Genomic DNA, 22,094 nt, shown 5'->3' on the forward strand with positions numbered 1-22,094 from the left:
ACGTACATGGTCAGTATTGCGCACAACACGACGACGCCGGTTCTCTTCCGGCGCATCGTTTAGCAACTGCTGACCGAACCCTTTCAGCCCCGGGAGTTATCGCCCCGGGGCTTTCCTGTTTCGTCGCTCCGCGTGCGTCTCCCCTTGAACGATTTGGAGAGCTCTCATGAGCGTTGACCACCGCGAACTCGGGCGCGACCTGGAGTTTTTCGCCACCACCCCCATAGTCGGAGCCGGCCTTCCACTCTGGTTGCCGGACGGCGCCGTCATCAGGAACGAACTCGAAAAGTTCGTCGCCGAACAAGCAGCGCGCTCCGGTTGTCAGGGTGTCTATACCCCGGTTATGGCGAAGAAAGAGTTGTACGAGAGATCTGGTCATTGGTCCAAGTTCTCGGAAGACATGTTCCCTGAAATGAAGATAGGCGGAGAGTCATTTCTCCTTCGTCCGGCTAACTGTCCTCATCACGCTCAGGTATTCGCCGCTCGCGGTCGTAGTTATCGCGAGCTACCTTTCCGCGTTCGTGAACTCGGCCCGATGTTCCGTAGTGAACTCTCCGGAGTTCTCAGCGGATTGAGTCGAGTCCGACAGATCAATCTCGACGACGCACATGTCTTCTGTAGTCGTGAACAAGTGCAAGCGGAAGTGATCGTCGCGCTCGACGCGATCGAGCGCTGCTACTCGACTCTGGGGATTGCCGAACGGGGGTACCGACTCTCGATCAGAGGGGGAGAGGGGCAGTACCTCGGCACCGACGAGCAGTGGGTGGACGCCGAGGATCACCTTCGCGGGGCGCTGAATGCACGCTCGATCGAGTACGTGGAAGCGAAGGGGGAGGCAGCGTTCTACGGTCCCAAGATCGACGTCCAGGTGCGAGATGCGCACGGCCGCGAGGAAACACTTTCGACCGTGCAACTCGACTTCAATCAACCGGCGCGGTTCGACCTCGAGTACACCGCTGAGGACGGATCCAAGGCTCGCCCCGTCATGATCCATCGGGGCTTGCTCGGGTCGATGGAACGCATGACTGCGCTTTTGATCGAAAGGTTCGAAGGGCGGATGCCGCCGTGGCTGGCACCCAACCAAGTCTCGATTCTGCCCGTCGGCGACCGGCACCAGGTTGAGGCCGAGCGTTTGCGGGCCGATCTCGAGGCTCGCGATGTTCGAGTGGCGATCGCGCCTGACGGATCGTTGGGACGTCGCATCCGCGAGGCACGCACTCACCGTGACCCGTACATCGCGGTGATCGGGGATAACGAGGTGCACGGCGGCACCGTCGACGTTCTGGTCCCCGCGCGTGGTGGGCGGGCGGTCGTCGATGCGAGTGTGTTTGTCGCTCAGGTGGTCTCGGGCATCGAAGAGCGTGCCCTGCTTCCGGCAGGCTTCTAGCCGACGGGTAGTTCGTGGAGCGCGCGCACCAGTGGCGCGAGTTCGGGCGTTTTGCACGCCTCGTCGAGTGCGGCCTCGAGGGTGGCGTCGTGCGTCGGCCGTGCGCTTTCGAGAAGCTCGCGGCCGGCCGGCGTCAGTTCGGTGTAGATGCCTCGACGGTCGTCGGCGCACAGGATGCGCGTCAGTAGTCCTCGATCTTCGAGTCGATTGACCAAGCGCGTCGTGGCGCTGCTGCTCAGTGCGGCAGCGCGAGCCAACTGGGCCATACGCATGTGCCAGCCGTCCTGGCGGCTCAAAGCGTCGAGCACGGTGTATTCGACGACGGACAGTTTGTGCTCACGCTGGAGCGCGCGTTCCAGTTCGGTGTCGAGGGCGCCGTGCAGTGCTGCGAGCGTGCGCCACCCTTGCGAACGGATTTCGACTGCGTCGTCGGCGATCCCCATGTGATTCTCCTTGTCCGTTTCCTGCGACTCCAGGTTACCAGCTTGCGCATGTAGCGCGCGCGTGCAACTATTTATAGCGCGCCTGCAACTACTGCACACGCCCGCTAACGGCTTACGCGTAAATCTGTGAAAGGAACATCGAGATGCCATTGGGTCTCATTGCCCTCGCTATGGGCGGGTTCGGGATCGGCCTCACCGAATTTGTCATCATGGGCCTCCTGCCCGAGGTCTCGGCTGATTTCGAGGTCACCGAGTCCGTCGCGGGCTACCTGATCTCGGGCTACGCACTGTCGGTGGCGATCGGCGCGATCCTCCTGACCGCTGCCGTCACCCGCTTCGAGCGCAAGAAGGTCCTTCTCTCGCTCATGGTGCTGTTCATCATCGGCAACCTGATGTCTGCGCTCGCGCCCTCCTACGAGGTCATGATGGGCGGACGCATCGTCGCGGCACTGTGCCACGGTGCGTTCTTCGGGATCGGTTCGGTGGTTGCCGCCGACATGGTCGCGCCCAACAAGCGTGCCGGCGCCATCGCGATGATGTTCGCGGGCCTGACCATCGCCAACGTTCTCGGCGTTCCGTTCGGCACTCTGCTGGGCCAGCAACTCGGATGGCGCTCGACCTTCTGGGCCATCACCGTCATCGGCGTCATCGCCCTGATCGGAATTGCAGCACTCGTCCCGACGACGCCCGCCAGCACGACCGGTGGCGGATTGCGCGGAGAGTTGGGGGCATTCCGCAACAAGCAGGTATGGCTCTCGATCGTCATCACCATCCTCGGCTACGGCGGAATGTTCGGAGCGTTCACCTACATCGCCTTCACCCTCACCGAGGTGACCGGCTTCGCGACGTCCAGCGTTCCGTGGCTGCTCATCCTCTTCGGCTCGGGCCTGTTCGTCGGCAACTTCCTCGGCGCCAAGGCGGCCGACCGCTCGTTGACGAAGTCGCTGGTCTGGATTCTCGCGATCCTGACCGTCGTTCTGATCGTGTTCGCCGCCACCGCCGAGAGCAAGGTCATGACCGTGATCTCGCTGTTCTTCATGGGTGCCTTCGGTTTTGCGACGGTCCCTGGCCTGCAGATGCGGATCATGAACTACGCGTCGGCCGCACCGACCATGGCGTCGGGGGCAAATATTGCCGCCTTCAACGTCGGCAACGCGCTCGGTGCATGGCTGGGCGGAATCACCATCGCCGCGGGACTCGGCTTCACCTCCCCGATCTGGATGGGGGCGGCGGTCACCGTCGCCGGTCTGCTGGTCCTGATCGTCGCGGCGAAGATCGACCGCCCGGCAGCGTCAGAGCAGTCGACGACGAGCACCTCGCTGCACCCGACCGCCGCCTGAACCTGACCACTGCGCTCTGATCCCATCGCGTGAACGTATCGCTCCCCTTGTCCAACAAGGGGAGCGATACGTTCACGCGGGTCAGGTGAGGCGGAATTCGGCGGTCACCCCGGAGAACGGCGAAATCGCGCCGCTACCCCGAGCCTTCGACGCACCGAAGTGTTGGACTCGATACGTACCCGCCGGAGTATCGGCCGGAACATCCCACGTGATGCGAACGACGGAACCGTTGCTCCCGACCCGGCGCCAGTGCAGTTTGGTGGACCAGTCGTTGTCGTCGGCGACCCGTGTCCAGGATCCGCCGGTATTTCGCTGGATCTCGTAGAAGGTCCCGTTTCGGTGAGTGTCGTTCTTGGGGTGGCCGGTGACGAACTCGACGGCAACCTGCGCACCCGGTGAGCCGTTGCCGGGCTGGACGGTCGCATCGCCGAATTGTGTTCCCGGCAAGGGCTCGTCGAAGTCGACGCCAGGTCCGAAGCTGGGTTGGAACCCGGACAGGTCGGCCGGCGCGGGGCCGCGAGGAGGTTCGGTGCCGTCGCGCATCGCGGCTGCGAGAGCGGCGTACCCCTGTTGATAGGCCGGCAGTGTGTAACGGCCGAACATCGTCGAGCCGCCCTCGTACTGCTGCGAATCGTATTCCTGTGGCGTGGTGCAGTAGCTCGAGTACGAGTTCGCGTAGCCCTGGAAGATGACGTTCTCGAGCGGAACTCCAAGCTCCTCGGCGACGGTTCGACGCACTCGTAATCCGGAGACGATGGTGAATTCCGCAGGGCCACCGACGATGTAGAACTGGCCGATCCGCAGGATCTGGATCTTCAGTACGTTCGGCACCCATCCGCCCGGTGGCAACAGGCCGACCGGAACGACTACGAGCTTGGGGGCCTGTGCATCCTGAAGCCATTGAGGCACAGGAGCATCCATGCCGCCCAAGGCGTCGATCATGGGGTTTCGGGTGCCCTCGGGGAAGATCGGAATTGCCGGCCCGTCCTCGACGCTTCCGGCGCTCATTGCCGCACCGATCGCTGCCGGTGCAGTGCGGTGCTCGCGCCCGTCCGGGGTGAATCTTCCGCTCACCACCTGATTTGCCATGTCCAGGTACATGATCCGACTGTCGACACCACCAGTGACGGTTTCGGAGGCCGAGCCGAAGGCAGTTTGAGCCGCCGCAACCTGGCGCAGCCCGATGATGCGTGCATTCTCGAATTCGTCCTCGGTCGGTCCGCGTCCGGGCTCGAGGAAGAGGTTCGGTGACATGTCGCCGCTGTTGGTCTGCGGAAAAGCGGCAATGAAGCTGGTGTCGCCGTCGAGGTAACGCACACCCCGGTCGTCGTGCTCCCAGAAGTACGCCGCGGCGCCCTTGTTGTCCCCGGAGATGAGATGGTTCTCGTTCGTGAGCGAGGCGCAGTGGGTAGCGAACCAGTTGATCGCCCCGATGTCCTTGCTGCCCCGACTGATCCGCATGACACGCATGTGGTGATCGTTGCCACCGGGGTAGTAGGCCTTGTCCTCTTCGGGATTGAGGTCGAACGCCACTCGCGATCGGTTGACGCTGGCATCGGTGAGATCGGACCGCCCGAAACGGGCGGAGCCCGGCGCCAGGTTCTCGTGGGCAGCGCTGATCGCCTCGACCATGCCGTTGACCTCGGCTTCGAACACCTGCAGTTCGAAGCCGAGAACTGCGAGGTTGTACGCGTAGTTGTGCGAGGCCCCACCACATGCCGCGTGTGAATGGATGGCCGTCAACATGACGTTGCGTTCGGTGTAGATATCGCCGAATTTCCCAGCCAGCCGGCGTAGGACCTCGTCGTGAACGGACTGGAAGATCATGCAGTTGTCGACGCACACGTAGGCGACCCGTGACCCGCCGGACTCGAAGATGAAGGCGCGTGCGCGCATTCGCTGGTGCAGGCCTTCGGCGCGTTGGTCGAAGCTCGAGTAGCCCATCATGCCGACCTCGGCGACCGGTCCGGTCACATCGGAGATCCCGACACCCACCTGCAACGACGACGACTTGTCGGTACGTGCGGGTGAAACGGTGCGTGCCGGCGAAGCTGCGACGGCCTGGTTCGTCGACAGAGCGGCGAGCGCAGGTGCGGCGGCAGCGCCTGCCAGTACGGTGCGTCGGGTGATCTGCACGAGTGTCCTTTCGGGCGGTCTGACGCGAGTTGGTCAACCGTCCAGGAGTGTAGCCCGAGTCACACGTGACCGAAAGGGGTGCCGTCGGCTGACACTCAGATCGTTGTCGCCTCCCCGAACGTCATCGCCAGGTTTTTGATGGTCGTGGTCATCAGGGCCCGGCGGGGGAGTCCCAGTTTCCGAAGCTCCGCCGCCATCGGGTGACTACCCAGCTGAACCTCTGCTCCACCAGGGCGCGATTTGACGCCGGTCGGCGCCATGTCCCACGACGTGCACCTGGTTGCGCCGTCGAGATGCGAGTACGCGGCCAACGACATGTTGGCTCCGCCGCCAGGCACGCTGACGCCGGACTTCACACTCAACTGTGTGATGAGTTTGCCGTCGCGCGAGACGGATCCGCGCTTGACCGAGCCGACGTGCTCGGTGTCGAACTCGGCGAGCACCTTCGGGAATCCCCAGATTTCCCGGCCGGCGGCCTTGGTGAACTCTCCGTCCACCGGCAACTCGTGAATGAGTGCCCCTGCAGTTCCGGCAGCGAGCGAACGTAGATCTCCCAGCACCGAGGTTTCGGGAGGCGCAGTGTGGCTACGCACCATGTACGTCACCCCGAATTCGTTGTACGGCCCCAGATCCCCATCGATGTAGTCGACAAAAACCAGGCCGCACAGCGCCCGGCCGGGACGGTACTGGAGCGCGGTCAAGCCGGTGTAATCGATGATCGACTGCGCCGTTGCGCTGGGTACCGAGTACAACGCCATGAAGGCCGACGCGGTGCGAACTTCGACGGGCATCTCGACCTTCTTGCCCAGAATCGTGTAGCTCATGGCGCGACCACCCCGCGGAGTCCGTCGGATCCGTAGACGGGTTCGAGCATCGAGCGGAAATCCGGTCCGCGGCGCAGCATTTGGCCTCCGTCGACGTTGATGATCTGCCCGGTGATCCAGGTGGATTGCGGTCCGAGTAGGAAGGAAGCGAGTCCGGCGACGTCCTCGACCTCGCCGACGCGTTCGAGCGGAGTGTTGGCCAGGTAGTCGTCCAGGATCGGGCCACCGTCGGTGATGAGCGCGACCAGATCCGTTCGGGTCAGACCCGGCCGGATCGCATTGACACGAATGTTGCTGGCGCCCAGTTCGTCTGCCGCCAATTGCACCAGGTGGTCGACGCCGGACTTCGAGACGCCGTACGCGCCGAACCAGCGATGTGTGTTGCTGCTGGCGATCGACGAGATCGCGACGATGGATCCACCGCCTCCTGCCACCAGCGCCCGGGCGCCGTGCTTGATCGTCAGCATGGTCCCCGTGACGTTGAGGTCGACGGTGCGGCGCCACGCGTCGACGTCGAGTTGCGTGACCGGTGCGATGGTTTCGTTCCCGCCGGCGCAGGCCACGACTCCGTCGAGCTTTCCGGTGACGGAGACCGCCGCGGCAACAGCGGCGACGACGTCTGCCTCGATCGTGACGTCGGTAGGGGAGACGCTGACCGATCCTTCCGGACTCGACTGCCGGATCGATTCGGCGGCAGCTTCGAGTTTCTCCTTGTTGCGTCCGCAGATCGTGACGTGAGCGCCAGACGCAACCAGCGAACGAGCGATGCCCAGACCGATGCCACTACCGCCGCCGGTCACCAGTATCGATGTGCCGGTGAAAGTGGGTATGCCCGCTGAGGCGGTGTCGTCGTCCATGTGTGTCTCCTGGTCGTTGCTCCGGCGGGCTCGCGTGCTGATTCTGGAGGTTTTCCGGTTCGGCTTCGGTGAAAACGCCCCACGCTATATAGGAACAGGTTCTACTTATTGTGGCAAGGGTTGTGCGAGAGGTGGAGTGATGGCTACCAGACCGACCTTCGATTTGATCGACGGACGCTTCTACAGCGGAGACCTCGGGAATGTGCGCGACGCATACGCCTGGATGCGTGATCACGAGCCCGTGTACCGAGACGACGCCAACGGAATCACCGCGGCCGCGAGCTACGACGCCGTCGTCGCAGCCGAGCGGGATCCCGAACTGTTCTCCAACGCCGGCGGCATCCGCCCCGAAACGGGTCCGTTGCCGCAGATGATCGACATGGACGACCCGCAGCACCTCACGCGTCGACGCTTGGTCAACGCGGGTTTCACACGTAAGAAGGTCGAAGCCAAGGCCGGCCGTATCCGGGAGATCTGCGATCAACTGATCGACGCCGTCTGTGAGAAAGGAGAAGCCGACTTCGTCGCAGACCTGGCCGCACCACTTCCCATGGCCGTCATCGGCGACATGTTGGGTGTCCGTCCCGAGGAACGCGCGTTGTTTCTGCGGTGGTCGGATGATCTGGTGAAGGCATTGGGAAGCAACGCTTCCCAGGAGCAACTGCAGGCCATGATGGCTGCGTATGTCGACTTCACCGCGTACATGATGCGAACCATTGCCGAGCGGAGGAGCGAGCCGGCCGACGATTTGGTGAGCACATTGATTCACAGTGCGGTCGACGGCGAGGCCCTCTCCGATCAGGAAATCGTCAACGAGTCCCTACTGATACTCATCGGCGGTGACGAGACCACACGGCACGTCCTGAGCGGCGGCATGGAGCAGCTGCTGCGCCATCCGGACCAGCATCGAGCGCTGGCCGACGATCCCGATGCCATTCCCTTGGCAATGGAGGAGATGTTGCGGTGGTCCTCGCCGATCAAGAACATGGCTCGAACTCTGACCCGTGATACCGATTTCTTCGGTGCGCAACTGAAGGCGGGTGAGAAGATGCTGCTGCTCTTCGAATCGGCAAATTTCGACGAGTCCGTGTTCCTGAACGCCGAACGGTTCGATATCGGCCGCACACCGAATCCACACGTGGCCTTCGGCTTCGGAACGCATTTCTGTCTGGGTAATCAGCTGGCCAGGCTCGAGGGACGGATCATGTTCGAGCAACTCTTCGCCAGGCTGCCGGGAATGGCACTTGCCACCGACGCGCCGTTGCAGCAGCGTGCCGCCAACTTCGTGTCCGGTCTCGAATCGATGCCGGTGCGGTTTACCGCTTCGGCGCCGTCAGCCGGGTAGTTGGCAGTTGGGAGGCGCAGCATCTTCGGAGAGGGCGCTGCCCGCCGGATTGACGTAGACGACCTCGAGTACCAATGGTGTTGTCTGCGAGTTGTTTCCGATGTGCACATGATCTGAACCGCTCGGTTCGATCAAAGTATTTCCGGCGCTGTAGATCCCGTCGACGGAGCAATCGGATCGGTAGTGGCTCAACGTGCCCTGCGCGATCAGTGCGTAGAGCGTCCCGTCGTGGAAGTGCCAACCGGTGGAACCGCCGGGGTCGATGGTGATCTGACGCAGGATGTAGTCCTTGCCGTCGAAAGTCACCTGCCCGAGGATTTCACCGTGTACTCCCGTGCTCGGTGTTGCCGACGCATTGATCGGCGTCAGAGACAGCCCGATCGCTGCGGACACTGCAAGCAGAACCTGATGGCGTTTACGCATGAGCGGCCCTCCCAGACGGATGTGCTCCTGAGTGTCCTCCGACAGTGTCCGATTTATCCCGGTTTTCGTGGATCTTGCAGGGTGAAGGCAGAGGTATGCCCTTGAGAGGCGGTTACGCTCGTGTCATGCAGCAAGTCGCGACGAGGCGCCGGAGCCAGCCGCCGCCTGCGCGCTTCATGTTCGAGGCATTGATCGATCCGTACCGCCAGCCCGCCCGGCACTGGCTGGAACTTCTCGAGAGCGAGATCGCACCGGAGATCGTCAGGGCTGAAGAACCGGGGCTGGTGATCTGGTCGTCGATCTGGCCGGACCGCCCCGACGCCGTCATCCGATTCGACATCGAGGCGGTCGGAAACGGCACGATGCTGCGTTGGACGCTTTTCCTCGAAGATCCGATACCGTCCGAGGCGGAGGTCGTGCGGATGCGAAAGCGGCTCAACACCTTGATAAATGCGAATCTCAGGTTCAACTTCGGCCAATAGTTCGCCAAAAGCGGGAACTCTGTGGGCGCCCGTCCCGCCTACCTGCAATTGCGATACGGCATGGACAAAGCCGCCGGCACCGAAAAGGTGTCCAGCGGCTTCACAGCGTCGGTGCTCGTCTTGCGCCTCTCGGCAAGTGGCCGCTCGAATCGGCATTTCTTTCGGTGGTATCCGGGGCAAAGAACTTCAGCACCGATGGCCTGTCGAGATGCAGCGAAGATTGGCGGGACGTGCGCCGCCACTTTGGTGGGCTTCGGGCGAGTCTCCGAAGCCCGCCAAAGTAGTTGCTTCGGCTCCAATAGCTTCTGAAAACTCAGACCGCAGGATCGGAGCGGCGCCGGTGAGGATTCGCGGTGTGAGCAGAGTAAGTAACGATGCGCTGGCCGACCCGTGCGGCCATGAGAGTGGAGACGCCGCTGGGCAGTAGCGGGTCATAGCCGGTGAGTTCGGCGATGCGGGAGAGCCGGTAGGTAACTGTGTTGCGATGGATGAACAGTGCCTGGGCGGAGACGTTGTGGTTGAACTCGCTGTCGATGAACGCATCGAGCGTCTCCAGCAGCGCAGGATGATCGGCAAGGGGATCGAGTAACGCTGCCAGAGCCGTCAGCGTGGGTCCGCCCGCAGCCACGGAATACTCGAATATCATGCGATTTCGGGTGCAGACCGTTTCAGCCCGGCCGAGGGCGCGGGCGGTCTCGGCGACGGTCCGTGCTTCGGCATAGGCCCCGGGGATGTCCGCCCGCGTAAGTGCGGTCGCGACCCCAATCCAGAATTCAGACTGAATGGCACTGTTGGACAGTACGATTCGGCTGGCTAACGCCGACGCCGGATCGCGTTCGTCGCCCGGGCGCAGGGGGACGAGCGCGATCCAACCGCCGTTGTCGCGGTAGAGGAAGGTGCCCGGGAGCAGCCCGAGCCGGTCGCGGAGGGCGGTGAGGGTGCCGGGCGCCGGTTGACCGAGTCGTACCGCGGCAACGATGAACGATTCCGCGATGGGGATCTCGGGTGCGCCCGTCCATCCGCTGACCTCGCGTCCAGCGAGCAGGTCGGCGGCGATCTCGCCTTGGCGTTCCAGGATGTCCCAGCGTGGCTGCCGGCTGTCCTCGATCAGGGTGGTGGCGATGTGTGTGACCACCAGATTGAGGTAGTTGGTCAGGCACAGCCCGAGTTTGGGCAATAGCGGGTACTCATCTGGTTCGAGGGCCAGGATGGACTCGCTCCATAGGAATGCGGTGCCGACCCGGTAGTTGGTCAGAATCTCCTCGAGGGACATGCCGTCACGGATCAGTCGCAACGCTCGTTCGACGATCGGGCGGGTGTCTTCCCTGGTCAGTTCGTGTTCCATGACGAGTGACCGGAAGAACAATGCGATGTTGAGCTGCACGCTGGGCACGAAGTCTGCGTCCAGCATGGAGTGCGGCAGCAGGTCGTCGGTCTTTAGAGTGGTGGCCAAGCCGGCCGCCCGGGCGTGCGCCCGGGCGATCACGTGCTGCCATTGCTCGTCGTGCGCGGGCCCGGGTTCGGGGGAATGCGCCATATTGCCTCCTCAGTCACTGGTACCCACGACCAATTCGCTCAAGCTCCTGGGAAGCCTGCGGGCAGAGGGGCGGGGGACCCGAGATTGAACTTCGGACCTGGGGACAAGCCGCGCAGTACGGCGCTGGTCCACGCTACCGCCGGAGCCCAACCGGTGACGGCATTGAGTCCGTGCTCGGGCAACGGTACGGTGATGAACCGCATGTCGGCACCGCTGTCCCAGTACTTGTTCACTGTCGGCAGCACTGTCGAGGGTGGCACGATCTCGTCCCAGATGCCGTGCCACCACAGGATCGGGCTGTCCGGGATGTGCTTGCCGAGACTGTTTTCTTCGAGCACTTGCATGACCGCAGGTTCGGTGTCCAACGATTTACCTGGCTTGAAATATGCGCTGAGTGGGCGGTAAGCCCCTGAGGGCGCGATGGTGATGACACAGCGAGATTGGAAATCGCGCAGCAATTGCTGGCCTTCCTCGGTGAGCAATTCCTCAGGCCGGAACACGTCCGGGTATTCCCGTGCCAAGGCTACGAACCCGAGCCACATGGTGAAATTTCCGGCTCCCGCGAGTCCGGGGTGCGGCTGCACTGCATATCGTGCGATGCCGGTGAGGCTGCCTGGGGTGGCGCCCGCGGCCGTGCCCAGCAGCCGTACGTCGGGCGCGTAGGTCGCACGCAGTTCGGCAGCGCGCATCGATCCCGAGCCGCCACCGGAGTATCCGTACAACGCGATGCCGGGATCGGCCAGGCCCAGCCCCTCATCGTTCTTCACCGCGCGCAGGCTGTCCAGCACCATCTTGCCCTCGGCATAGGTGTTGAACGTGTTGAACTTGCCGTCGAAGTCGGGGACGTTGATGGCGAAGCCCTGCGCCAGCCAACCGGCCACGAGCGGGGACTCCTTCATCGTGCCGACCTGCAAGGTGTGCGACGGATTGCAGGACGAATCGGTGGAGTCGATGGCCTCCTGGAACGAGACCACCGGCCGGGTACTTCCCTGCCACGGAATGCCTGGCACGATGACCGTCGTGGCTGTCACGATCGGATTGTCGTGGACATCGTTGGATCGGAAGAGTAGTTGCTTGGTGTAGACGGGAACCGGAATACCGACCAACCGGGTCTGCACCTCCCGAGTGCGCACAATCTGACCAGGTGCATAGGACGCGAGGTCCTCCGGATCGTTGTACCAGGGGTCTTCCGAGGGGGTCGGAATCGGCAGCTGATCGTAGAGTTGCGGTTCGGACGGCAGTTGTGGGAGCTGGTTCTGGTCCGGAGGAAATACGATATCGGTGGGATCACCCGCCGCAGTATTCGCACCGACCAGCACAGCTACCGCGGATATCATTGCCACAGTCGAGTGTCGCAACCACGTCTTACTCATTTAGCCTCCAGCGTCATCGCCATGAGGTGAAAGCCTCCAGGCGTCTGGAACAAGAACACCGCATGACGCGGTGTGAAATCTTCGGCACGATCCCAGCGGTGATTGCAATTATTAGTGCATGTGCACAATCGAATCGGCTGCGCTTCATCTGACTGGACAGGAATTGCTGGCGGGACGCTCCAGGAAGGACGCGATGCGCGTAGGCCCCGGTATCGAGTAGGGCAATCTACGGTCCCCTGGGGGGAAATGCTGGGAACCGATGTTCTATTCGTAGCCACATCGTTTCCCTCTTCGCAGCGAATACTTTCGGTGAAAACGTATGCCGGTGGGAACTTTCCCGGCAGGGTAAACGTAGAGTAAAGAACAAGGCTTCTTTCGCATCGACAGAGAGACCCATGGACAGCCACAGACCCAGGCCGGACACACCCCACTACGTGAACGCATGTGATGGCGAGGTGTCCGGCTCATGATGATCGCCCTGACACTGCTGCTCGGTGTGCTGGTCGTTCTGCTGATCACCGCAGTGACCGGCTACTTCGTTGCCCAAGAGTTCGCCTACATGGCCGTGGACCGATCCCGGCTCAATTCACTCGCCCAGGCCGGCGATTTGGGGGCGCAGCGGGCTCTGGCGGTGACGCGACGCACCTCGTTCATGCTTTCCGGCGCCCAGCTGGGCATCACCGTCACCGGTCTGCTCGTCGGTTACGTCGCCGAACCTCTCATCGGTGAATCGCTGGGAACGATCTTCGGTGGCATCGGCATTCCCACCGCCGTCGGGCTCGCGATCGGTGCCGTGCTGGCTTTGCTGTTCTCCACTCTGGTCCAGATGCTCTTCGGTGAGCTCTTTCCGAAGAACCTGGCCATCGCCCGTCCCGAACCGGTGGCCCGGTGGCTAGCTCGCTCGACCACCCTCTATCTGAAACTGTTCGGCTGGCTGATCTGGATCTTCGACCAAGCGTCGAACCTGCTACTTCGTGCCCTGAAGATCGAGCCGGTGCACGACGTCGAACACTCCGCCTCCGCCCGCGACCTCGAGCACATCGTCGCCGAATCCCGCGAAACTGGGACTCTGCCGCCCGAGTTGTCGACGATGCTCGATCGTATTCTCGATTTCCCCACTCGTCCGGTGGAGCACGCGATGATCCCGCGCACCCATGTCGACACCGTCCGCGCTGACGACTCCCTCGACCACGTCATCACTCTCATGGGGCGAGGGCACTCCAGATATCCCGTCGTGGGAGCAGATTCCGAGGACATCGTCGGCGTCATCCACCTCCAGGATGTTCTCGGCCTGACACCGACCACTGATCTGACCGTGCGCGCACTCACCCGCTCCGCCCTGATCTTCCCGACCACACTTCCCCTGCCGAAGGCCCTGGCCGAACTCACCGACAGCAAGAACCAACTCGCTTGCGTCATCGACGAATACGGTGGATTCGCCGGAATTATCACCCTCGAGGACATCGCCGAAGAACTCGTCGGCGAAATCACCGACGAACACGACCCCGATCTGCCACTCGAACTACCCAGCGAGGACGGATCGTGGACCGTCGACGGTGGCGTGCACCTCGACGAGATCGAACGCACCATCGGACACGACCTCCCGAGCGGTGACTACGAGACGATCGCCGGCTTCACCATCGCTCATCATGGCGAACTTCCGGCCGAAGGGACCCGAATCCGCGTCGAATTGCCACCTGATCCCGCCGACCTGATTTCCGACGGCGAACAACCCCGACATTCACTGGTCATCGATGTCCTGTCCGTCGAGCGGCACGTCCCGGCATCACTACGACTACGCCTCGACCCCACCGAGATGGCCGGGACTGAAGCCGCGGAGGAGAACCGATGAGCAATCCCTGGATCGTCATTGCGATCACCGTCGGCCTCATCGCATTGAGCGCCTTCTTCGTCGCCGTCGAATTCGCCCTCATTTCCGCCAAACGGCACCGCCTCGAAGACGCCGCCCCCAACAGCCGCTCCGCCCGAGCCGCTCTGCGCAGCGCCTCCGAGCTGACCGTGCTCCTCGCCGGCTCCCAACTCGGCATCACCGTCTGCACCCTCGCACTCGGCGCGATCACCAAACCCGCCGTCCACCACTGGCTCACCCCTGCCTTCTCGAATTGGGGTATGCCGCTGTGGATCGCCGACGTCGCCGGTTTCGTTCTCGCGCTGATCATCGTGACTTTCCTGCATCTGGTCGTCGGTGAAATGGCACCGAAATCCTGGGCGATCGCCCACCCCGAGAAATCCGCCACACTGCTCGCCATCCCGATGCGCGGATTCATGTGGATCACCCGGCCTCTACTGCAATCGCTGAACTCGATGGCCAACTGGCTTCTGGTCAAAGTCGGTGTGCAACCGGTCGATCACGTCGGCAGCGGCCAGGACCCCGACGCCTTGCGGCACCTGGTCGAGCACTCCACCAACGTCGGAGCCCTCGACGCCGGATACTCCGCGCAACTCTCCGGCGCCCTCGACATGCAGACCCTGACCGTCCGCGATCTGCTTCCGAGCAACAAAGCTCCGACCTCCGTCACCACATCCGCGACCATGAACCACGTTCGATCGGTATCGAAACAATCAGGGCACCTACGAATCCTCGTTCGCGACAACGGTGTTCCTCTCGGGATCGTGCACGTTCGCGACACCCTGCTCCAACCCGACCACACCCGCGCCGAGGACATCATGCGACCGGCGTTCACCCTTGCGCCCGATACCCCCGTCCACCTCGCACTCGCCTCGATGAGGGAGAGCCGAAATCACCTCGCCGTAGTCACAGACGAACGAACAACGGTCGGCATCATCACTCTCTCCGATGTTCTCTCGCGATTGTTCCCGCGGTCCGAACCAGCAATCTGACCCGGGCTTGGGCACGACGATCAGATCTCAGGTTGCTCGAAGCGATGCTCGAAAGGAACGACCAGATCGTCGTGCCCAACGACCGGTGTTCAGATCAACTCCGGATTCTCGGCGTACACCTCTTCGAGGATCGACATGTCGAACAGTTGGTCCGCCGTAATCTCCAGCCCCGCTTTCGACAGTGCCGCGATGTTCTGTTCGATCAGTTGGGGTGTCATCGTGAACAACCCGTTGGCTTTGGTATCTGCCGACACCACAAGATCGTTCTGTGCGGTGGCTTCCTTGATCTGCTCTTCGAGTTCCAGGTTCTGGTCCTTGCCGTAGACCTCGACGGCAAGCCGCGCCGACTCTGCCGGATCAGCGACCGCGTCCTTCCAACCCTGGATCTCGGCCTTCAGGAATGCCTTGAGCTTGTCCCTCTCGTTGTCGATGGTGGACTGGAGAACCGTGAACGATTCGGCGACCAACGGCAGGTTGTAGTCCGCGAAGAGGAAGTGGGCGTTGGGGAAACCTTTGGCGGCCAGTGTGATCGGCTCGTTGGTCACGTAGGAGACCCAGCCGTCCACCTCGCCGTTTGCCAGGGGGCTCGGATCGAACTGCGCGGGCACGATCGTCATCTGGCTTTCGGTCAGGCCGTTTGCTGCCAGGAGAGCTCCGAAGACGAGCTGATTGGAATCCTGGACGCCGATCTTCTTGCCGATCATGTCCTGCGGTGAGTTGATCGGTGCCGCAGCGGAACTGACAATCGCAAACGGATTCTTCTGGAACGTGGCCCCGACGATCTTTGCCTCCAGTCCGTCGAGCACAGCGGGGGCTGTGAGCTGCGGTGCGGACATTCCGATCCACACCTTGCCTGTGTCCAAGCCGGCTTCGACGCCGGTGCCGGCTGCGCCACCTGCCACCAGGTCTACATTCCCGAACCCGGCATCCTTGTAGTACCCCTTGTCGAGAGCGAAGTACTCGCCGGCGAACTCGATGTTCTTGATCCAGGACAGCTGCACTGCAACTGTTCCGAATTCGGAACCGTCGTCCGCGGTTCCGCCACTCGAACTGCTGGAATCACTGCTACACGCGAGCAATGACGCACTACCGGCGACTGCAATGCCGGTCAGCGCGGAGTAGCGGAAGAAGGCCCTGCGGTCCAGTTGGCGGACGGGCTTGAATGGCGTCATGAATCGGAACACTAGGGCCAGTCGGTTTCGTTCAGTTTGCTTGGGAGAGAGAGTTTGTTGAGGTCGTGTTAACAGATGTCACGACTTGCCCGCCGAAGGACCGAAACGAGACAGAGCGATGCTTTCGAAGATCCCGACGACGGCGTAGAGGACGATCGACACCACGGTGATCACCACGATAGATGCCCACAATTCGTTGTACTGGTAGCGCGGTATGGCTTTGATCATGCTCGAACCCAAACCTTGACCGCTACCGAGCCATTCGCCGATCAGTGCTCCGATCAAAGCGCCGGGCACTGACACCCTAGCGGCGGCGAACACCGCCGGAAGTGCGGACGGTACGGACACCATTCGCAATGCGGTCCAACGACTCCCGCCGTACGCAGCGATGAGGTCTTGTGCCTGAGTTGGAGCGGCGCGCAGACCGACCATGATCATGACGAGGGCCGGGAAGAACACCACTATCGCAACCATGACCGTCACACCCACGATTCCGCGGCCGAATATCAGGACGATGATCGGGGTCATCGCAACGAGAGGAACAGATCGTAGAAGCATTGCAACGGGCATGAAAGTCTGTTCGACAGTGCGGGAAACGACGAAGATCGATGCCACCACGAGCGCGGCAGTCATTCCGACGGCAAAGCCGACACCGGCGTCGCGCAGAGTGATGAACAGGTTGTCGATGATGCCCGAACGAGCGTCGGCGGACTTAGGGCCGGAGAACAGGTACTCCCAGACGTCGGCCGGCGTCTTTCCCACACGCGGGCCGACCTGGGGGAAGGCGTTGAGGAAGACCACCCAGATGACAAGCAACAGCGCCGAGGCGATGGCAATCGGAGCGAGGAATCTCAATGTTCCTCGTACCGCGGTCATTTCTGTGCTCCCGGAGCGCTCGTCCACGGGGTGACGAGCCGGGCGATCGCTGCGACGACGGCGTATCCCAGGCCGGCGAGCAAGGCGGCGGCGATGGCCATTCCCCACGTTCGCGGGACGTTGTACGACGTCTGAGCGGCCGTGAGTGCGACGCCGATCCCGCTGTCCACCCCGCCGAGATACTCTCCGAGGATGGCACCGAGTACAGCCGAGGGTGCAGCAATCTTGAGGGCGGCAAAGGTACTCGGAAGTGCGCTCACCAGTTGAACTTTGGTGAACTTCTGCCAACGCCCACCGCCGTAGGCGGCAACGAGATCGAGGCTCGTCTTGTCTGCCGATCTCAGGCCAGCGAGTGTGCCGACCATCGTGGTGAAGAAGCAGTACATCGCGGCGAGAAAGATCGTGGGGGTCCGGCCGCCGAAGACGACCAGGATGATTGGGCCAAGCGCCAACAGCGGTGTGCAGTAGCTCAGGATCGCCAATTGTGTGGCCAATCCCTCGATGGGCGGAATGAGGACGACAAGCACGGCAAGCGTGATCGCCAGCAGATTTCCCCAGAGAAAGCCCTGCAGCGCACCGGAAGCCGTGACGGTGAAATTGGGTCCGTACAGCGACCAACCGTCGTCGAACATCGTCGAGACAACCACCCACGGCGTCGGAATCGTGGCTCCCGCAACACCGGCCGCCGCCAGAATCCACCAGAGAACGATCAGTCCGCAGATGCCGACTGCACCGCCGAACCACGTTGGACGCTTCAATCGGATCCGGCGCGGTACAGATTGCTGCGCCGCCGCGGTCGCGACGTTCTCGATATCGGTAATTGTCATGCGACGCCTGCTTTTCCGAAGAGCAGTCCGGAGAGGTAGTCGTGGATCTCGTGGAACTCGGGTGTACGCATCATCTCGGGAGTACGCGGGCGCGGCAGGTCGATCGGCACGACTTCGAGGACGCGTCCGGGCCTCGGCGTCATGACGGCAACGACGTCGGAGAGGAACACGGCTTCGGCGATTCCGTGAGTCACCATCAACGTGGTCGCCGGTTTCTCGGTCCAGATCCTGAGCAATTCGATGTTGAGCCGTTGGCGGGTCATGTCGTCCAGTGCGCCGAAGGGTTCGTCGAGTAGCAGGACACTCGGCTTGACCACGAGCGATCGTGCGATCGACACGCGCTGACGCATACCGCCGGACAATTGAGCGGGCTTGGCCTTCTCGAATCCTTCGAGGCCGACGAGAGCGATCAGGTCGGCGATCTGGTCGGGGTCGGGATCGATGCCGGCAACCTGAAGCGGCAGTTTGATGTTGGAGGTCACCGTCCGCCACGGCAGCAAAGCCGAATCCTGGAAGGCGATTCCGAGTTCGCGGCGCTTGCGTAACTCGGCGGGCGACTGTCCGTTGACAAGTGCTGTTCCCGACGTCGGAGTGTCGAGGCCCGCAAGGATGCGGAGAACGGTGGACTTCCCGCATCCGGACGGCCCGAGCAGAGACAGAAAGGAGCCTTCGCTGGTTTGAAGGGACACGTCGGTCAGCGCGGTCACCGACCGACGACCCATCTCGAAGGTCTTGCCGAGGCCGGAGATGTCGAGACCGGTTCCAGCGGGGCGAGGTGTGGTGACGGGACTGGTCATTCCCGCACAGTACGAACGTCCGGTTGCGGTCATGTTGCCTGCGCGTCACCGCTGCGTGAGGCTGGTTCGGCGTCTCCTGTCACAGCGCCGTGGTGAGATGGACGTCTGGACGGAGTGAGGGGAGCGAAGATTGCTGAAGTTGTACCGGGCCGAGCGTTCGGACACCTTGGTCTCGGCGTTGGCCACGCTCCTCCGTACACCGCTGTCGGATCCATTCGCCCGGGAAACTGTTGCGGTGCCGGCCAAGGGCGTCGAGCGTTGGCTCAATCAGCGGCTGTCCTCCCAGCTAGGCACGTCCGGACCGTCAGCAGTGGACGGAATTTCTGCGAACATCGCGTTTCCTTCACCCGCACGCCTGGTCGCGGAGTCCGTGGCCGCGGTCAGTGGAATCACGGCTGACGACGACCCATGGTCGCCGACGCGATTGGTGTGGACGGTTCTCGACGTGATCGACGAGTCCCTCGGCGAGCCCTGGTGCGGAGTCCTGGCGAAACATCTCGAAGGCCATCGTGAAGGTCGACGGTTTGCCTCCGCCACACATGTCACCGAACTCTTCCGCAGTTATGCCGCGCAACGACCACAGATGCTGATCGACTGGGCCGCCGGGCGGTTGACCGACGGACACGGATTGGCGCTGTCGGAGGATTTCGAATGGCAGGCACGTCTGTGGTGCATCGTCGCGGACAAGATCGACGTTCCGGGGCCCGCAGAGCGACTGGGGCAAGTGAGCCGCGCGCTGGTCGAGGACCCGGCCTTGGTCGACCTACCGGAACGTCTGTCGGTCTTCGGGCCGACCCGGCTGCCGGTCGATCAGCGAATGATCTTGAGCGCACTCAGTGCGAATCGGGACGTGCACATCTGGCTCCCGCATCCCAGCCCCGCGCTGTGGACCAAGATGAGCTCGCGCATACCGCCTCGAAGTGAGAGCACGATCCGACGTTCGGAAGACGGGTCAGCGCTGATATCCGCCAATCCGTTGCTGTCGAGTCTTGCTCGCGACGTTCGTGAACTTCAGATCAGCCTCGGTGCCGCCGAGTTCGAGTCGGTGCATCTTCCCGAACCAGCCGGCCCGAAATCCCTCCTGGCGACGGTCAAAGCCGATGTCATCGCAGATCGTGCTCCCAGCGTCTCAGCGGAACCGGATGGGACAGTTCAGGTCCACGCTTGCCACGGGCCGGCACGGCAGGTCGAGGTGCTCCGCGAATGCCTGCTCCGATTGTTCGAGGACGACCCGACATTGCAGCCGCGCGACGTACTCGTGATGTGCCCGGACGTCGAAACGTACGCACCCTTGGTTCGTGCTGCATTCGGGCAAGGCGTCCATGGCCACCCGGGGCATCTTCTTCGAGTAAGGCTGGCAGACCGCGGATTACGTCAGACCAATCCTGTCCTGGCCGTTCTCGGCTCTCTCCTCGACTTGGCCGACGGCCGGGCCACAGCCAGTGAGGTTCTCGACCTGGCAGCGGCCGAGCCTGTCCGCACACGTTTTTCGTGGGGCGATGACGAATTGGAAAGACTGCGGGAATGGACGACGGAAGCGGGTGCTCGCTGGGGAATCGGTAGTCGGCAGCGTGCCACGTTCGGTCTCGACGCATTTCCGCAGAACACCTTCAACACCGCCATGGACCGAATCTTGTTGGGGGTCAGCGCGGACGAATCGGAAAATGCCTGGCTGGATCTCGCGCTACCACTCGATGACGTGGACGGCACAGACATCGACCTGACTGGACGTTTCGCAGAGTTCGTCGATCGCCTGGCCGTCTCGCTTCGCGATCTTGCCGGCCCACATTCGCCGGCCGAATGGCTTCGTGTGCTGATGCGGGCCCTGGATCTGCTGACCGACACTGCGCCCGCCGATTCCTGGCAGAGTGCGGGGGCCCACCGCGAACTGGTAGCTGCTGTCGAATTCGGCGGAGAGACGGTGTTACGTCTGGCCGATGTTCGCGCGATGCTCTCGCGCAGCCTCGCTGGCAGACCTACGCGGGCCAACTTCCGAACCGGCGAACTGACGGTGTGCACGATGGTTCCGATGCGTTCGGTGCCGCATCGCGTGGTCGTGCTGATCGGGCTCGACGACGAGGTGTTCCCTCGAACCGGTGGAGTCGACGGCGACGACATCTTGTCCCGTGATCCCGTTGTGGGGGAGCGTGATCTGCGCAGTGAAGACCGGCAACTGCTTCTCGATGCCGCGATGTCTGCGGGTGAGCATCTGATTCTGTTGTATACCGGTGCCGATCCGGTCACCGGTGTCGTCAGACCACCGGCGATCCCCCTCAGTGGCCTCCTCGACGTACTCAGTGCGACGGTGGGCCCGGAAGCGATCAACGGGGTGCTGACTCGACACCCGTTGCAGTCGTTCGACAATCGAAACTTCTCGCCGGATCAGCCGTTCAGCTTCGACACGGCAGCGCTGGCCGGTGCCAGGGCTGCTGCCGGAACACCGATCGAATTGCCGACAGTCTTGTCGGCCAAGCTACTCGAGGTGCATCCGAAGGAAGTGAACCTTGCCGACCTGGTGAACTTCCTCGTACACCCCGCCCGTGGTTTTCTGCGCCAACGCCTCGGCGTCCGGGTACCGGAACTCGACGACGACATCGCGGATTCGCTGGCAACCGAGCTCGATCCACTGTCCACCTGGGCTCTGGGTGACCGAATGCTTCTCTCGCGCTTGGCTGGACGCAGCTCGGCGGATTTCCGTGCAGCCGAGTGGCGCCGTGGTACTTTGCCGCCCTACAACCTGGGCGCCTCGGTTCTGGGCAACGTCGAGTGGGTGGTAGACCAACTTGCCGGTCTTGCATTGCCACACCTCGAGGGCGACTCCGAGGCTGTCGACGTCGACATCGACCTCGGTGACGGGCATCGTCTCACCGGAACGGTAACCGGTGTGCACGGCAATTCAGTGGTGCGGGCGTCGTATTCCTCACTGGCGCCTAAACATCGGATGACGGCCTGGATCAACCTGCTCGCCTTGAAAGCACACGGCCGACCCGGTGCGCTCGATGCAGTCTCCATCGGACGGGGCCGGGGAAAGATAGCAGCGGCACGGTCGGTGCTCGATGCGCCAGGCAATGCGGCCGAGATCCTGCAGCAACTGGTGGACCTACGCGAGCGGGGGCTGCAGCGTCCGTTGCCGATGTGGGCCGCTACTTCAGCCGAATACGCGCGTCGACGCTTTGGTGGCGAGTCGGTCGACGATGCGACAAACGGTGCGGACACCCAGTGGACCGGGCAGTACGGCGAGATGATCGATCCGAGCAACGCTTACGTTTTCGGAGAAGCTCGAACACTGGCGGAGTTGGCTGCGGATCCGCCGTCGGACGACGAATTCGTCTGGGCCGAGGAACCGACTCGATTCGGAGTTCTCGCCCGACGACTGTGGGATCCGTTGCTGACCAACGAAAGAGCGGAGTAAC

The 22,094-nt window shown here is 62.7% G+C and carries 18 protein-coding genes; 7 read left to right on the plus strand and 11 right to left on the minus strand.

Going from position 1 to position 22,094, the window contains the following annotated elements:
- Positions 1-166: 166 nt before the first annotated feature.
- Positions 167-1,387, plus strand: coding sequence for a threonine--tRNA ligase (thrS, locus tag GJB56_RS26400; RefSeq protein WP_113682123.1), 1,221 nt, complete (start codon positions 167-169; stop codon positions 1,385-1,387).
- On the opposite strand, the gene GJB56_RS26405 is transcribed toward thrS, so the two are convergent.
- A complete protein-coding gene (locus GJB56_RS26405; protein ID WP_003945852.1) occupies positions 1,384-1,830 on the minus strand; it encodes a MarR family winged helix-turn-helix transcriptional regulator in 447 nt (148 codons plus the stop codon). The genes thrS and GJB56_RS26405 overlap by 4 nt on opposite strands.
- A 143-nt stretch (positions 1,831-1,973) precedes the next feature.
- On the opposite strand from GJB56_RS26405, the gene GJB56_RS26410 reads away from it, so the two are divergent.
- Positions 1,974-3,170, plus strand: coding sequence for an MFS transporter (locus tag GJB56_RS26410; RefSeq protein ID WP_113682124.1), 1,197 nt, complete (start codon positions 1,974-1,976; stop codon positions 3,168-3,170).
- An 81-nt stretch (positions 3,171-3,251) separates the two neighbouring features.
- Here GJB56_RS26410 and GJB56_RS26415 read toward each other — a convergent pair whose 3' ends face one another.
- The 3 genes from GJB56_RS26415 to GJB56_RS26425 all read right to left on the minus strand — a co-directional run bounded on the left by GJB56_RS26415 (position 3,252) and on the right by GJB56_RS26425 (position 6,987).
- Positions 3,252-5,306 (minus strand): neutral/alkaline ceramidase, encoded by a 2,055-nt coding sequence (locus GJB56_RS26415; protein WP_113682125.1) that lies wholly within the window; start codon positions 5,304-5,306, stop codon positions 3,252-3,254.
- Between the two features lie 95 nt (positions 5,307-5,401).
- Positions 5,402-6,130, minus strand: coding sequence for an acetoacetate decarboxylase family protein (locus tag GJB56_RS26420; protein ID WP_029254467.1), 729 nt, complete (start codon positions 6,128-6,130; stop codon positions 5,402-5,404).
- Positions 6,127-6,987, minus strand: coding sequence for an SDR family oxidoreductase (locus GJB56_RS26425; RefSeq protein ID WP_019746912.1), 861 nt, complete (start codon positions 6,985-6,987; stop codon positions 6,127-6,129). Before GJB56_RS26425 ends, GJB56_RS26420 begins: the two co-directional genes overlap by 4 nt.
- A 139-nt stretch (positions 6,988-7,126) precedes the next feature.
- Here GJB56_RS26425 and GJB56_RS26430 point away from each other — a divergent pair, with 139 nt between their 5' ends.
- Entirely contained in the window at positions 7,127-8,332 is a 1,206-nt protein-coding gene (locus tag GJB56_RS26430) for a cytochrome P450 (protein WP_113682126.1), read from the plus strand.
- Here the strand turns inward: GJB56_RS26430 and GJB56_RS26435 are convergent.
- Positions 8,321-8,755, minus strand: coding sequence for a cupin (locus GJB56_RS26435; RefSeq protein ID WP_113682127.1), 435 nt, complete (start codon positions 8,753-8,755; stop codon positions 8,321-8,323). The genes GJB56_RS26430 and GJB56_RS26435 overlap by 12 nt on opposite strands.
- A gap of 125 nt (positions 8,756-8,880) precedes the next feature.
- Here GJB56_RS26435 and GJB56_RS26440 point away from each other — a divergent pair, with 125 nt between their 5' ends.
- Positions 8,881-9,237: a hypothetical protein gene (locus GJB56_RS26440; RefSeq protein WP_024487755.1), complete on the plus strand. Its 357-nt coding sequence runs from the start codon at positions 8,881-8,883 to the stop codon at positions 9,235-9,237.
- Positions 9,238-9,550: 313 nt separating this feature from the next.
- On the opposite strand, the gene GJB56_RS26445 is transcribed toward GJB56_RS26440, so the two are convergent.
- Together GJB56_RS26445 and GJB56_RS26450 are read right to left on the minus strand one after the other, a co-directional pair.
- Positions 9,551-10,774, minus strand: a complete 1,224-nt coding sequence (locus GJB56_RS26445) for a PucR family transcriptional regulator (protein WP_080908928.1) — start codon at positions 10,772-10,774, stop codon at positions 9,551-9,553.
- Positions 10,775-10,812: 38 nt separating this feature from the next.
- Positions 10,813-12,147 (minus strand): lipase family protein, encoded by a 1,335-nt coding sequence (locus GJB56_RS26450; protein ID WP_020968441.1) that lies wholly within the window; start codon positions 12,145-12,147, stop codon positions 10,813-10,815.
- A 466-nt stretch (positions 12,148-12,613) separates the two neighbouring features.
- On the opposite strand from GJB56_RS26450, the gene GJB56_RS26455 reads away from it, so the two are divergent.
- Positions 12,614-13,999, plus strand: a complete 1,386-nt coding sequence (locus GJB56_RS26455; protein ID WP_113682128.1) for a hemolysin family protein — start codon at positions 12,614-12,616, stop codon at positions 13,997-13,999.
- Positions 13,996-15,009 (plus strand): hemolysin family protein, encoded by a 1,014-nt coding sequence (locus tag GJB56_RS26460; protein ID WP_020968443.1) that lies wholly within the window; start codon positions 13,996-13,998, stop codon positions 15,007-15,009. Before GJB56_RS26455 ends, GJB56_RS26460 begins: the two co-directional genes overlap by 4 nt.
- An 89-nt stretch (positions 15,010-15,098) precedes the next feature.
- On the opposite strand, the gene GJB56_RS26465 is transcribed toward GJB56_RS26460, so the two are convergent.
- The 4 genes from GJB56_RS26465 to GJB56_RS26480 form a co-directional block, all read right to left on the minus strand.
- A complete protein-coding gene (locus GJB56_RS26465; protein ID WP_195849566.1) occupies positions 15,099-16,181 on the minus strand; it encodes an ABC transporter substrate-binding protein in 1,083 nt (360 codons plus the stop codon).
- Positions 16,182-16,259: 78 nt separating this feature from the next.
- The gene (locus GJB56_RS26470; RefSeq protein ID WP_069146982.1) at positions 16,260-17,057 is read right to left on the minus strand and encodes an ABC transporter permease; all 798 of its coding nucleotides are present in this window, start codon (positions 17,055-17,057) and stop codon (positions 16,260-16,262) included.
- A complete protein-coding gene (locus GJB56_RS26475; RefSeq protein ID WP_113682130.1) occupies positions 17,054-17,884 on the minus strand; it encodes an ABC transporter permease in 831 nt (276 codons plus the stop codon). The genes GJB56_RS26470 and GJB56_RS26475 overlap by 4 nt, the downstream gene beginning before the upstream one ends.
- Positions 17,881-18,714, minus strand: coding sequence for an ABC transporter ATP-binding protein (locus GJB56_RS26480; RefSeq protein ID WP_020906250.1), 834 nt, complete (start codon positions 18,712-18,714; stop codon positions 17,881-17,883). Before GJB56_RS26480 ends, GJB56_RS26475 begins: the two co-directional genes overlap by 4 nt.
- A 97-nt stretch (positions 18,715-18,811) precedes the next feature.
- Here GJB56_RS26480 and recC point away from each other — a divergent pair, with 97 nt between their 5' ends.
- Positions 18,812-22,093 (plus strand): exodeoxyribonuclease V subunit gamma, encoded by a 3,282-nt coding sequence (gene recC / locus GJB56_RS26485; RefSeq protein ID WP_113682131.1) that lies wholly within the window; start codon positions 18,812-18,814, stop codon positions 22,091-22,093.
- Position 22,094: the final 1 nt, after the last annotated feature.

Source organism: Rhodococcus sp. AQ5-07, from assembly GCF_009707305.1.
Lineage (GTDB): Bacteria > Actinomycetota > Actinomycetes > Mycobacteriales > Mycobacteriaceae > Rhodococcus_F > Rhodococcus_F erythropolis.